General features: G+C 46.0%; 13 protein-coding genes. 4 read left to right on the top strand and 9 right to left on the bottom strand.

Features of this window, described 5'->3' with window-relative positions; translation table 11 throughout:
- Positions 1 to 892 precede the first annotated feature (892 nt).
- Both QT990_RS34260 and QT990_RS34255 read right to left on the bottom strand, forming a co-directional pair.
- On the bottom strand, positions 893 to 1,681 hold the full coding sequence (locus QT990_RS34260) for an SDR family oxidoreductase (protein ID WP_333307198.1): 789 nt from the start codon (positions 1,679 to 1,681) through the stop codon (positions 893 to 895).
- Positions 1,682 to 2,074: 393 nt separating this feature from the next.
- Positions 2,075 to 3,001: a nuclear transport factor 2 family protein gene (locus QT990_RS34255; protein ID WP_333413071.1), complete on the bottom strand. Its 927-nt coding sequence runs from the start codon at positions 2,999 to 3,001 to the stop codon at positions 2,075 to 2,077.
- Positions 3,002 to 3,222: 221 nt separating this feature from the next.
- Here QT990_RS34255 and murG point away from each other — a divergent pair, with 221 nt between their 5' ends.
- Positions 3,223 to 4,287 carry an undecaprenyldiphospho-muramoylpentapeptide beta-N-acetylglucosaminyltransferase gene (gene murG / locus QT990_RS34250; RefSeq protein WP_333413069.1) on the top strand — a complete coding sequence of 355 codons (1,065 nt, stop codon included), beginning with the start codon at positions 3,223 to 3,225 and terminating at the stop codon, positions 4,285 to 4,287.
- 76 nt (positions 4,288 to 4,363) lie between these two features.
- Positions 4,364 to 4,978 (top strand): hypothetical protein, encoded by a 615-nt coding sequence (locus tag QT990_RS34245; RefSeq protein WP_333109250.1) that lies wholly within the window; start codon positions 4,364 to 4,366, stop codon positions 4,976 to 4,978.
- Here QT990_RS34245 and ureG read toward each other — a convergent pair.
- The 4 genes from ureG to QT990_RS34225 form a co-directional block, all read right to left on the bottom strand.
- Entirely contained in the window at positions 4,975 to 5,577 is a 603-nt protein-coding gene (ureG, locus tag QT990_RS34240; protein WP_333142869.1) for an urease accessory protein UreG, read from the bottom strand. The two genes, QT990_RS34245 and ureG, sit on opposite strands and share 4 nt — an antisense overlap.
- A gap of 162 nt (positions 5,578 to 5,739) precedes the next feature.
- Positions 5,740 to 6,453, bottom strand: coding sequence for an urease accessory protein UreF (locus QT990_RS34235; protein WP_333142917.1), 714 nt, complete (start codon positions 6,451 to 6,453; stop codon positions 5,740 to 5,742).
- A 127-nt stretch (positions 6,454 to 6,580) separates the two neighbouring features.
- Complete coding sequence (ureE, locus tag QT990_RS34230; RefSeq protein WP_333142868.1) at positions 6,581 to 7,018, bottom strand: urease accessory protein UreE; 438 nt, start codon at positions 7,016 to 7,018, stop codon at positions 6,581 to 6,583.
- Positions 7,019 to 7,447: 429 nt separating this feature from the next.
- The gene (locus tag QT990_RS34225; RefSeq protein ID WP_333142867.1) at positions 7,448 to 7,939 is read right to left on the bottom strand and encodes a DUF4168 domain-containing protein; all 492 of its coding nucleotides are present in this window, start codon (positions 7,937 to 7,939) and stop codon (positions 7,448 to 7,450) included.
- Between the two features lie 1,052 nt (positions 7,940 to 8,991).
- Here QT990_RS34225 and QT990_RS34220 point away from each other — a divergent pair.
- Both QT990_RS34220 and QT990_RS34215 read left to right on the top strand, forming a co-directional pair.
- The gene (locus tag QT990_RS34220; RefSeq protein WP_333108604.1) at positions 8,992 to 9,417 is read left to right on the top strand and encodes a DoxX family protein; all 426 of its coding nucleotides are present in this window, start codon (positions 8,992 to 8,994) and stop codon (positions 9,415 to 9,417) included.
- The gene (locus QT990_RS34215; RefSeq protein WP_333142866.1) at positions 9,414 to 9,929 is read left to right on the top strand and encodes a DUF4385 domain-containing protein; all 516 of its coding nucleotides are present in this window, start codon (positions 9,414 to 9,416) and stop codon (positions 9,927 to 9,929) included. The genes QT990_RS34220 and QT990_RS34215 overlap by 4 nt, the downstream gene beginning before the upstream one ends.
- Before the next feature lie 101 nt (positions 9,930 to 10,030).
- Here the strand turns inward: QT990_RS34215 and QT990_RS34210 are convergent, their stop codons facing one another.
- From QT990_RS34210 to QT990_RS34200, 3 genes are all read right to left on the bottom strand, one after another.
- The gene (locus QT990_RS34210) at positions 10,031 to 10,498 is read right to left on the bottom strand and encodes a regulatory protein RecX (RefSeq protein WP_333142865.1); all 468 of its coding nucleotides are present in this window, start codon (positions 10,496 to 10,498) and stop codon (positions 10,031 to 10,033) included.
- 114 nt (positions 10,499 to 10,612) lie between these two features.
- The gene (locus tag QT990_RS34205) at positions 10,613 to 11,023 is read right to left on the bottom strand and encodes an AbrB family transcriptional regulator (RefSeq protein ID WP_293126913.1); all 411 of its coding nucleotides are present in this window, start codon (positions 11,021 to 11,023) and stop codon (positions 10,613 to 10,615) included.
- A 335-nt stretch (positions 11,024 to 11,358) separates the two neighbouring features.
- Entirely contained in the window at positions 11,359 to 11,547 is a 189-nt protein-coding gene (locus QT990_RS34200) for a hypothetical protein (RefSeq protein ID WP_333301178.1), read from the bottom strand.
- Positions 11,548 to 11,771 lie beyond the last annotated feature (224 nt).

The following is an 11,771-nucleotide window of genomic DNA, read 5'->3' as shown; positions in this document are numbered from 1 at the left end:
CAGCATCACCGTCGATATCGCAAAAAAAAACCCCAAACCAAAATTGGCGGGGAGTTAATTAATCAGGGTGCATCTACCAATTAAGCTTCCTGAGAATTCCAGCCCAATCCGGACAACCTCAAACTTTATTCAGCATCACCGTCGATATCGCAAAAAAAAACCCCAAACCAAAATTGGCGGGGAGTTAATTAATCAGGGTGCATCTACTAATTTAGTCTCCGGCCTCACAGCACCTCTTTCAGGACACTTTGGCAGAATTTGCGATAATTTGTGGCGAGGGGGGCGATCGCAAAAAAAAAAACCGGCCAAAATTGGTCGGGAGTTAATTAATCAGGGTGCATCTACTAATTTAGTCTCCGGCTTCACAGCACCTCTTTCAGGACACTTTGGCAGAATTTAGGAGAATTTGTGGCGAGGGCGGGCGATCGACAAAAAAAACCCGGCCAAAATTGGTCGGGAGTTAATTAATCAGGGTGCATCTACCAATTAAGCTTCCTGAGAATTCGATCGCAATCCGGACACTTACCAAGAAATTGGGTCTAAAGCCCCGTCCTTCTAGGACGGCTTTAATTAATTATCAAAGAAATGGGTCTAAAACCCCGTCGTTATACGACGGCTTTGAGCTAGAATAGAGAAGTCTACAGGCTCAAGACGCGTTGAAATAGCTACGATGAGAGCGCACCTAGACAGTTCGGAGGGGCAATGCTTAACTGCAACCCTGAAGACACCAAGCTTTTTGCTTGAGTACAACGAAACATAGTCGCCTAGCGGGCATTGGGAGACTCTAAACGGACGTGGAGCGACGGTAAGACTACTTTGGTAGCGCGTTGCTGTGAAGCGTTAAGGAATCCTCGCTCATGAAAGGACGAGGAGCTATGTCAACACTAAAAACTCACAACTCTTTTCGGTGAACCAGAGTTGCACTAGCTTGGTCTGTCGGAACTAGCAAGACTTCGCTAATATTGACGTGGGGCGATCGCGTCGCGCAAAAATACACGACATCGGCTACATCGTCAGCAGTCAGCGGTGTCAATCCTTGATAGACATTTTTGGCTTTTTCTGCATCGCCGTGAAACCGGACATTACTAAATTCTGTTTCCACCAAACCCGGCTCTATTTCCGTCACCCGCACTGGTGTTCCCAAAAGGTCTTGTTTTAACCCTTCAGAAATAGCTCTCACTGCTGCTTTGGAAGCGCAATAAACATTACCTTTCGGATAAGCTTGGCGGCCTGCTATTGAGCCGATATTCACTACGTGGCCTCCGCCTCGGCTTACCATTCCCGGCACGATCGCACGAGTCATGTAAAGCAAGCCTTTAACATTGGTATCAATCATTTCTTCCCAATCTTGAAAGTTGCCTTCGTGCAGTTTGTCTAAACCACGGCTCAATCCCGCATTGTTAATCAGAATATCGATGTTTTTCCAGGCATCGGGAAGCGCCACTATCGCCGATTCAACTTGCGGGCGATCGCGCACGTCCAATTCTAGCAAATAAATCTCGTTCGCCGATGCGATGGATTTTGTTTCTACAAGTTCGTTTGCTAGTAGAGCGAGCTTTTCAAGACGGCGGGCTGCTAAAATTAGTTTGGCTCCACCTTTGGCGAATATCTTGGCACAGGCTGCTCCGATACCGCTACTCGCACCTGTAATGAAAACAATTTGATTTTGGATATAAATCATTTTTTGTCAGTTGTCAGTTGACTGTTGGCTGTTGACTGTTGGCTGTTGACGGTTGTCATTGGTTATTTGTTAGTTTTGTTATTTGTTAGTTGTTATTTGCTATAGCCTTTATGGCTATAGTGAGGTATGTTTAATTCCTTTAATGAGATTTTTTTATCTTCAAATATGTATCTCCTGTGACTAATAACCGCTAAGCTAATCCGCATTTAAATTGCATAGTAAAATAAAAATTTCCTCTTGTGGGGAGTAGGGGTTGGGCAGGAGAGCCCGCCCTCAACATACAAATTAAATGCACAACAGCTTATACCACTTACTAATCACGAATCACCAATCACCCATTACCCATGCCCCATGCCCCATGCCCCATGCCCCATGCCCATAACACCTATTTTATTACTTGACAACCCGCAATCGCACACTAACTGTTGCAATTCCGCCTTGTCGCATCAAAACTGCTGAAACCCACCGATTTTCGGGCGTAGCCGGAGCTTTACCTACTTTAAAAATTCCCCCGGCATTTAGCAACTCTAGCTCGACTTCTGAGGGATTAAAAAAGGTTTTTTCGGTAATGGGTTCCTCCAAAACAGTCCCTATTAAAATATCATCGCCGATCGGCTCTCGTACAATGGCATCAAAATAGTAATCTTCGCCTACCTTAACTTGCTCCGGCAAATTTACTTCAATTGTGGGAGGATTATTGCCAGAACTAAGCTGAGTTTGTTCTGCTAAAATCTCTTGACTAACTATTTTTTCACCTTCAAAGCGCTGCTGGGAACGGATGGTAGCTTTGAGAGTTAATTCTCTGCCATCCTTTTTTTGAGTGCCGGCAATTGTAGTTATGGTTTCTGCGAGAATCGCGCTACCTTCGGTTTTCCAAGATTTGATCTCGGTGCGATAATTTAAACTCGGATATCTCTCCCAGAGTTGGGTGAGGGCTTTTGCCATGCTTTGGGTGTTTAAGCCATCAGAATGAGTGAAACTCGGACTGTAAAATGCCATGACTGCTTTGACATCGCGCCGATTGGCCGCTGCGTCAATTTCTGTTAGCACTTTTGTGAGTGGGGCAGGCGCATTTGCAGGGGTTTGGGCGATCGTTTGGGGAGTCGCGGCGATCGCACCGATCGCTCTTACCGCACTCGGATGCAGCACCCCAGCACTTACCACTGTTAAACATAACAACATTTGAGCGATCGACTGCCCGCAGTTAAAGCCAAAAACGATCGCCCGTTGGCGCAGCCCTCGAAGAGGATCGGCTTTTTCGTCCCGACGGCTGCAAAAATACTGAGATGCACTTGGCACTAAATTCAAAAAATTACGCATTAGATGATAATTTGGTTATTTGTCAGGGGTCGTAGCTTGGGCAACTGTTCGCCTGCAACGAAAACTGACAGCGGAAGCAGGGACACGGCACAATCTAATTTTAGATGGCTGATTCAAAATTGGCTGAAACTGCCGGAATAATAAGCATAATAATCTAAAACCTCAAATATAAAATTGATCGACCTGTGGAACTTGTACTTGTAAAAAAAGAAACAAATACCTTGACAAAAGCCCCCCTCCGGTTGTTGGTTGCAGCTAGTGGCACTGGTGGACATTTATTTCCCGCGATCGCCACCGCTAGTCAGTTGAACGACTGTCAGATCGAATGGCTAGGAGTCCCAGACCGCATGGAAACCGAGTTAGTTTCATCCCTTTACCCCCTCCACACGATCGCCGTTGAAGGCTTTCAGCAGCGATTTGGACTCGGTACAGTGCGAATTTTGGGCGGACTCGTCGGCTCGATCCTTCATGTGCGGAAATTGCTCAAAGCGGGAAATTTTCAGGGAGTCTTTACTACCGGCGGTTACATCGCAGCACCTGCAATTCTAGCGGCTCGTTCTTTGGGTTTGCCGGTGATTCTCCACGAATCTAATGCAATTCCGGGGAAGGTGACGCGCTGGTTTAGTCCTTTGTGCACTGCTGTGGCGATCGGATTTGAAGCAGCAGCCCAGCATTTACCCCGCGCGAAAACCGTGGTTGCGGGTACACCGGTGCGATCGCAATTCCTCACCCGCCAACCTCTAAATTTGCCAATTCCTGACAACGTACCTGTTATTTTAGTCATGGGCGGCTCTCAAGGTGCTGTCGCAGTCAATAAGTTAGTGCGCGAGTGTGCTCCGGCTTGGTTTGATGCGGGTGCTTGGGTGGTTCACCTCACCGGAAATAATGACCCGGATGCTGAGAGTTTGAAACACGAGCAATATTTGTCTATGCCATTTTACGACAATGTGGCGAGTTTGTTGCAGCGAGCAAATTTAGCAATTAGTCGATCGGGCGCCAGTGCTCTGACAGAATTAGCAGTGACGGGCGTACCTTCTATTTTAATTCCTTTTCCTCACGCGGCTGACGACCACCAAAGATTTAATGCGGAAGTATTTGCTAAAGCCGGCGCCGCTGTGGTATTCCGTCAAAGCGAACTGACAGCAGATGTGTTGCAAAGCAAAGTTTTGTATTTGTTAAGAGATTGCGAATATTTGGAAAAAATGTCTCAAGCTGCTGCTCAATTAGCGGTGACAGACAGTACAGAACGTTTGGCTAATTTGGTCAGGGAATTGGTAGTAGGGTAGGGAGTGTTAAAGTAAATAGGCGATTCCCTTCGGGATAGCTTCGCTTAACGAGAATTTGTAATAAGGAGAAAGTCAAATGGCCTACAGTGACTTTAATTTAGACAGAGTTTTGAAAACCTTTGACTTAGCTTATTCTGAAATAGTCGAAATCTTCACTCCTGCACCAGAGTTAGAGTACAGTAGATTACTGACAGAAACTTTGCAAGAAAATCTGCCTGTAGCTCTCGGTAGCAATACAGAAAAATCGCGTTCGGAACTGATTATCGCGCCGATTTTAATGGAAGTGAGAAAACTTTTGCACCATCGCGTGAGCTTATTTTCTGGCATTGATTTTACTGTAGATGCTGAAAGAGGGCTGAATGGGAATTGTGATTTTCTGATAAGTCGATCGCCAGAATTGTTGATTGTAAAAGCCCCAGTCATTGCTATTGTAGAGGCTAAAAAGGAAAACATTAATTCGGGATTGGGACAGTGCATAGCTGAAATGCTAGCAGCTAAAATCTTCAACGAGCGTGAAGGTAATGAGATTACCACAATTTATGGGGCTGTCACTACAGGAGATAGGTGGAAATTCTTAAAACTCGAAGGACAAGCGGTTTTTGTTGAGACAACCGAAACTTTGCTTACCAATTTGGGTAAAATTTTGGGAATTTTAGCATTGGGAATGGACGATCGCGCGCTTAATCCCTAATTATCACCAATATTCAATTTAACAAAATTAACTACCGATTCTAATCCTTCCTTTGTCTTCAAGTTAGTAAAAACAAAAGGTTTCTCCCCCCGCATTTTTTTCGAGTCCCGTTCCATCACGCCTAAATCTGCTCCTACATAAGGTGCGAGGTCTGTTTTATTAATTACCAACATATCAGATTTAGTAATTCCTGGCCCGCCTTTGCGCGGAATTTTATCGCCCGCAGCGACATCGATTACGTAAATTGTTAAATCTACTAACTCCGGGCTAAAAGTGGCCGCCAAGTTATCGCCGCCGCTTTCGACAAATACTAAATCTAAATCAGTGAATTTTTGTTCTAACTCTTCTATCGCTACTAAGTTAATGGAAGCATCTTCGCGGATAGCTGTGTGGGGACAGCCTCCCGTTTCTACGCCCAAAATTCGATCGCTCTCTAAAGCTTGACTGCGAACCAAAAACTGGGCATCTTCCTGAGTATAGATATCATTAGTAACTACAGCAATCTGGTAGTGCTGCCGCAGCGCCTTGCACAAAGCATCCAGTAAAGCTGTTTTCCCCGAACCAACTGGCCCAGCAATTCCTACACGAAAAGCACCCATAGCAATTTTAGATTTTAGATTTTAGATTTTAGATTTGCTGATTTTCAACTCCGAAACAACCGAGTTGTAGTTGTAGGGTGCGTCAGACGGAGTTATGGAACGATTATCGAGGCTTTGGGGTTCTGACGCACCTTACTAATTAGATTTTGGATTGTCTGATTTTCAACTCCTAAACAAGCGAGTGTACTGAGTTTCGTGCGCCATGCTAGCCAGTCCTAATCCCCAACTGCAACTGCCAAGCTCATCATCTTCTAATTTTAAAACTTCTTGCGTCGTACAGCTAATTTGAGACTGCAAATCTAACAGTAACTGTTGACCGGCGGTTTGACCGAGGGGAATCAGTTTCACGCCCGCACTCGCCAAATTGGCAGCCCAACTGTACAAATATCCTAACACGGCCGCTTCCTCTTCAATCTGCCAGTTGGCGGCGGCAATGCCAAAGCCGATCGCAAAATTGCACGGATTGCCGCCCAATTCCACCAAATCTTTTACAATTGTTGTTAACCCAGAAGCAACGGGCGATTCCCTGCGGGATAGCTTCGCTTCACGCAAATCCAGCAGCAACCTGACCAAAGTCCGCCCCATTTGCCAACTTTGCAAGCGCAACTCTTCTGTTTCCTTCGCAGCAGTCGCCCAAGCATTCCAGTAATTCAAAGCCGTCAAATCCCCTATCTGTGCCGCCCTCAAAGCCCTTACCACCACAGCGGCTTCTACTCGCACAGCCCCGAATTGCAGCGAATTTTCTAACCAATTTCTCAAATTAATCTCGCTGTCGATCGCACCGGTTTCTACCAGACTTTCGATTCCCTCAGAATAACTATAAGCTCCCACAGGTGCAAAAGCTAACTGCAACAAAGATAAAAGTTGATTGTTCACTGTTGACTGTTGACTGTTGGCTGTTGGCTGTTGGCTGTTGACTGTTGACTGTTGACTGTTGACTGTTGACTGTTGACTGTTGGTTACAATGCCCAATGCCCAATGCCCAATGCCCAATGCCCCATTCCTAATGGTTGTGTCCATAAGCGCCCATTTCTGGCTGAAACGGCACAATTTCCTCTGTTACTTCCAAACCCATTTTTTCGAGCATTCCCTGCAACACAGAGTCGGGAGAAAGTCTTAAATAATTATCGGCAATTTCTAAAGCTACGTGACGGTTTCCTAAATGATAAGCCGCCCGCATCAGTAGCAGCGGACTTGATGCCCGCGCTGTCAGCACGAGTTCGGGTTTTGCACTTACCAGTACCAAACAGCTACCGTCTTCCGACTGCAATAAATCTCGATCGCGCAGTACCGTACCTCGGGGTAAACTCAGGTGGAGCTTTTCCCCCGTTTCTGTCTCGAATCGGTGGCGGCTGCGAGTGCGATCGTCGGCTGTCATTGGTAAAGTAAAGCTGACAACAGCATCGGGATTTGCAGGTAAATGTTTGGTGAAAGTTAGCATTTTTATATTCTATTCCTCAGAGCCATTCACTTGACATCTAGTTTTTGAGGAATATCTTTTTATAGCCGAAGGAATAAGGAAGACAGAAGTTCCCATCTTCAGCTCATGTTTCAAAAATTAAAAACGTTTTAATCGTGTTGGCGATCGCTATATCTCATTGCGACTTACAGCCAGTTGAAAAAAATTCATCTCTCTGACCGCTCCCGTTCTGGCCTTATTACCAAATTTATGTTATTTTGTCAAGCACTTTATCGCAGACGATCGCTTTTTTTGCAAAAAATTTTGCCTACCGTCTAGGAACTCGAACAATTTAAATCTCCAATATATTGTTGGGGGGAGGTAGCGCTTAGGCATCCTGCCTGCCCTGAACAAGCTTTTATGGAGAAGTCTAATAGAACGGGAGAGAAAGAAAGACTCAAACCCTCAAGCTTATTTATTGCCCGCTTGTTGCAGTCGCAGGAGCTCGGCTTGAATTTGCTGTTTGACTCCCGAATTCGCTTGCTGGAGCAAAGTGATCTGGTTGAAGCGACTAACTGTCAAACCCTGGCCTTCGATAACTTTTTTAGCTTGTTGGCAGTAATTCACCGCGATGCCACGAACACCTCCCGACAGCTTATTAATTTCCTGAGTTTCGTTGCACACTACTCTGGGAACCGATCCCCCAGCCATTCCTTTAATTTCGTTAAAAGCTTCCACCCGTCTGGGTTCTATTGCCAACACAGCGCGAGCGTAGCTAGTAATTTCCTCGCTGCTAATTTCTTGAGCTTGGGCTGCTGCTCCGAAAACGAGGTTTGGGGATTGTGTGTATAAACCGGGAACCCATCCACTAGCCAAAGCTGCGGTGGAAATGATGCCTGCAAACAACGATTGTCGCAGTCTCCGGTTTAGGCTTAATTTAGAGGTGTTAAGTGAGGTGTTCATGGTCGTGGGTGATTGATTGCGTGTAGATAAAAATGACACAGCGCTTGGAGGCTCAATCTTTTTGAATCATGTGGCGGCTAAAAAGTTCCTGCCGTTGGTGACTATTTTGAATTCCAGCAGGATGCTTTAGGATTTGCTACGGCGATCGACTTTTTAGCAAATCCGATAATTTCATTCATTCTAGCATCTGTCGGAAGTGGACAAAATTCAAACTTGAGAGGGTAATTTTAATTACAGAGCGTTCCCGAATTGCCTCTGGCAATAATTCTCAAAGCGCAAATATTAAATAATTCTAAAAGTTATTGACAAATTACTCGCCTTAATAAGTCTCATCAAGGTACGGGCTAGCAAAGCTATCTTCCCGCCAGGGTTCCCGTTCCCCGTAGGGGTTCCCGTAGGGTAGGGTAGGGAAGCGTCTGGAAGGCTAGGTCAAATTTAGCAGCAATCACACTCATCAATTGCGGGGATGATTTATTGAATGTTAAGCCAATACGGTTCAGTTAAGCTCGATCCCCCCTAACCCCCCTTAAAAAGGGGGGGAGAAGAACTTACTCAAAGTCAACCCCTACTCCCCTTCTTAAGGGGGATGCGAGAGGGATCTCGCCCGGAATAAATAGTTTTAACCCAAGCGTATTGAATGTTAAGCGGTGGTGCATTTGTCGATCGAGAAAATCCCCCCTGCTTTGGCTGCTGAAGAAGCCACAGCCGGAACAATAATCATGTTTTACTACCCGAAGATAGAGACAGCAGCAGGGAACTAGACATTAAAATCTTGTTATCAAAATGCGCGCTAGTTGTTTTGGGCACTCAACGCGCAGGCCTTCGATTCCAGTTCTCGCTTCCTCCGGTTTGGGGCTGTGAAAACTTGTCTGGGAGTTACCCAGAAACCTGGTTTTTCTACGAAATAAAATCGTTACAGCCACCCGCAAGAGTAGACAACCCCGGAAAGCTGGAATTTTTGGGGCTCAGTTTTCTTGTCATCAATATCGCAAATAGCGAATTTTGGCAAGCATTATCGCAGCAATTTAACAATTATTAATTACCCATTGCCCATGAAAAGTCAAAAAGAAATTTGGCGAGTTATTCTTGCAGTAGCTATCAGTATTGTAGGGGTGCTGCACTTTGCAGTACCCGCACCTTTTATCAGAATTGTGCCGCCCCAGCTTCCTTACCCGGAAGCCTTGGTTTATATCAGCGGTTTTTTCGAGATTTTGGGCGGAATTGGGCTGTTAGTTCCTCCTGTCAGCAGGGCGGCGGCGTGGGGATTAATTGCCTTGTTTATTGCCGTGTTTCCAGCTAATATCAATCAAGCCGTCAACAACATTCCGATAGAAGGGATTCCCCACAACCAATTACTGTATTGGTTGAGGCTGCCTTTTCAAGCTGTCTTCATTGCTTGGGCCTGGGTTTATACCCAACCAGACGAAGGTAAACCCCGGGCTTCTATAGTTCCAGATAGAACAGAAAACGCCCAATGAAGCAGTTCGACTACCATGCGGATTTTAAGAACATCGACTTTCGACAGCACCCGGAACTTTATCGGGTAGGGAAAGGAGAACAGGGAGTGCTTTTGGTGGAACCCTACAAAGGAGAAATTTTGCCTTTCTGGAGATTTAAGACTCCTGAAATTGCCAGGGAGTCCAGCAGCAAAATTTACTCCTTGTTTTTAGAGTATCTCGATGCCGATGATTTTGTGGGAGCCGACATGGCTCGCAAGTTCTTGCAGATGGGGTATACTCGATCGCGTCGCTACGCCAACCACAAAAGCGGTCGAAAATACCAGCAAAACCCTCAGAAACTGAAGTCTGTTGCTGAGCAAACCGCCGCTCGAAAAGATATTTTGCCGCTAGAAGCAGATCCGGTGAAAGCAGAATCCGCCGCCATTTTTCAAGAGAAATGGATGCTGGCCAAAATCAACGAGAAATATCTCGAACTTTTAGCCAGACACCGGCAGATGTACGAATCTTATTTAGTCAACGCTGAGGATTGACATACATTTACGAAAACTCAGAACTTACACTTTAGCCCCGTCGGCAGCAGTGTAGTTGTGCTTGCCTATCTGGGCCGCACCTATTTGCGTGGCCCTACTATTTACTCATCTTCTTCTTCTGTTTGCCACTGTCGCCAAATTTCAAAGGCATTAAAGCCCCTGTATTGCAGGTAATTCAAGACTTTCCCCTTGGTTTTCGGATCGGCTTTACCCCAAGTATCGATCTTGTATTTCCGCATGACTTTGGCTTTTAATTCGGCCAGTTTTTCTGCTTCGGAGTCCTGATTTTCGGCAATTTCTTCTTCCCAGACTTGCTCGAACAAATCGTTGGTAATTCCTTTTTGCAGGCACTTGCGCTTGATGGCCGACTTCCCGTATTTGCCTGCACCAGAGGCGATCGAGTTTGCCACCAAGCGAGTGTCGGACTGATAGCCGCGGTCTTGAATTTGCGCGATCGCCTCCAATATTTCCTCATTGCCAAAACCTTTCTCTTGCCCCTTTTTGCGAAGTTCAGAGGCACTGTAGTCTTTGCGGGACAAGAGAAAATAGAAATAGTCAAGACAGCTCATCAGTTAAATTGAAGGGTGGCGCGCAAATACTCGTGTAGCGAATCCCAAATCCAGTCGCCTTGCTATCGGCAGACTGCATCACGCGCGGCGAAGCTATCCCGCAGGGAATCGCCTTTATTCTTCTGTATCCTCCTCTTCATCATCCACTTCCACATCCGGTCTGTCCACATCGATCTGAATCAAGCGAATGTGCTTGTATCCGAGCTTAATTTCAAACTCGTCTCCCGGCTTTAATCCCATTTCTTGGGTATAATTTGCCCCGATCACGATCGAACCATTCTTGTGAACGCTAGCTCGATAACTCGCTTCTCGCCCGCGTCCGTCTGCTTTCGACTTCTCTAGCTCAATGCCCTTAGCAGCTAACACTGCATCGTAAAACTCAGCCAGATTAATCCGGGTTTCTCCACTTTTGCTGACCGTGAAGTAGCCGCAAAGCTTTGCAAGTTCTCTGCGTGGCAAATCACTGCCTTTGATTTTTTGAAGCAGACCTTTTCCTGTTAAGGGTGCTGTAGCTGTTTCTGCCATTGACCGTACCTCGCTTATTGGACTTTACTTATATCAATTACAACACATTAGATTAACTTTGTTTCACTGTCAATACTAATAATTCTGAATATTAAGATTCTGGAGAAATTTCTGCGGCCTCAAGACCGGGGGTGCAAGTAAGGATGCTCGAAGGGCGATCAATTTGCTCCTCGCGGCCCAAATCCTTGCGTAAGCCTCTCTTGCGATCGCGCGGGGAATTATTGTCGCAAATTAAATGCTTTACTTTTTTACAGTAAAGTCTGTTCCCTGCATTCACCAATCCCCGATCGAGTCTGTGGTCAAGGTAAAAACAAGACAGCCATGAATCGAAATACCTAGACCCCGGCCGCTGCAAATCTGCCGAAAGCATTTACCGGCGCGGGGTTAACTTTTACCTCAACAAGACGAGGCAGCACTTGTTCTCGATGCCACTGCCAGCTACTTGTAAACCCTATTTTTCGGGCGGGAAATCCCCTCAAAACCCCAAATACCAACGGGCAATCTTCTATTAAGGTGTTGGGCATATAACTTGCACAGAACGCAGTCTGGGGAAGGCAATCCGGTAAAAATTCAAGGAAATTTCACCTCTTCGTTGAACCGGTTTAAGCTCAAACCCGACTCAATGGGCGCTGCGGCAGAAACATCGGGCAGCCACTAAGAGGGCAATAGTTTTGGGAGCATCTCACCTTTGCAGCCCTCCGCTAGAAATTGGAGTTTTGAGGCAGGAGGCAGGAGGCAGGAGGCAGAA

This window comes from Microcoleus sp. T3_B1, from assembly GCF_036700445.1.
Lineage (GTDB): Bacteria > Cyanobacteriota > Cyanobacteriia > Cyanobacteriales > Microcoleaceae > Microcoleus.
This window is presented reverse-complemented; position numbering and strand designations above follow the sequence as displayed.

Coding starts and splice junctions, on each gene's coding strand:
- QT990_RS34260 (WP_333307198.1), bottom strand. CDS start 1,681: ATGATTTATATCCAAAATCAAATTGTTTTCATTACAGGTGCGAGTAGC.
- QT990_RS34255 (WP_333413071.1), bottom strand. CDS start 3,001: ATGCGTAATTTTTTGAATTTAGTGCCAAGTGCATCTCAGTATTTTTGC.
- QT990_RS34245 (WP_333109250.1), top strand. CDS start 4,364: ATGGCCTACAGTGACTTTAATTTAGACAGAGTTTTGAAAACCTTTGAC.
- ureG (WP_333142869.1), bottom strand. CDS start 5,577: ATGGGTGCTTTTCGTGTAGGAATTGCTGGGCCAGTTGGTTCGGGGAAA.
- ureE (WP_333142868.1), bottom strand. CDS start 7,018: ATGCTAACTTTCACCAAACATTTACCTGCAAATCCCGATGCTGTTGTC.
- QT990_RS34225 (WP_333142867.1), bottom strand. CDS start 7,939: ATGAACACCTCACTTAACACCTCTAAATTAAGCCTAAACCGGAGACTG.
- QT990_RS34220 (WP_333108604.1), top strand. CDS start 8,992: ATGAAAAGTCAAAAAGAAATTTGGCGAGTTATTCTTGCAGTAGCTATC.
- QT990_RS34215 (WP_333142866.1), top strand. CDS start 9,414: ATGAAGCAGTTCGACTACCATGCGGATTTTAAGAACATCGACTTTCGA.
- QT990_RS34210 (WP_333142865.1), bottom strand. CDS start 10,498: ATGAGCTGTCTTGACTATTTCTATTTTCTCTTGTCCCGCAAAGACTAC.
- QT990_RS34205 (WP_293126913.1), bottom strand. CDS start 11,023: ATGGCAGAAACAGCTACAGCACCCTTAACAGGAAAAGGTCTGCTTCAA.
- QT990_RS34200 (WP_333301178.1), bottom strand. CDS start 11,547: ATGCCCAACACCTTAATAGAAGATTGCCCGTTGGTATTTGGGGTTTTG.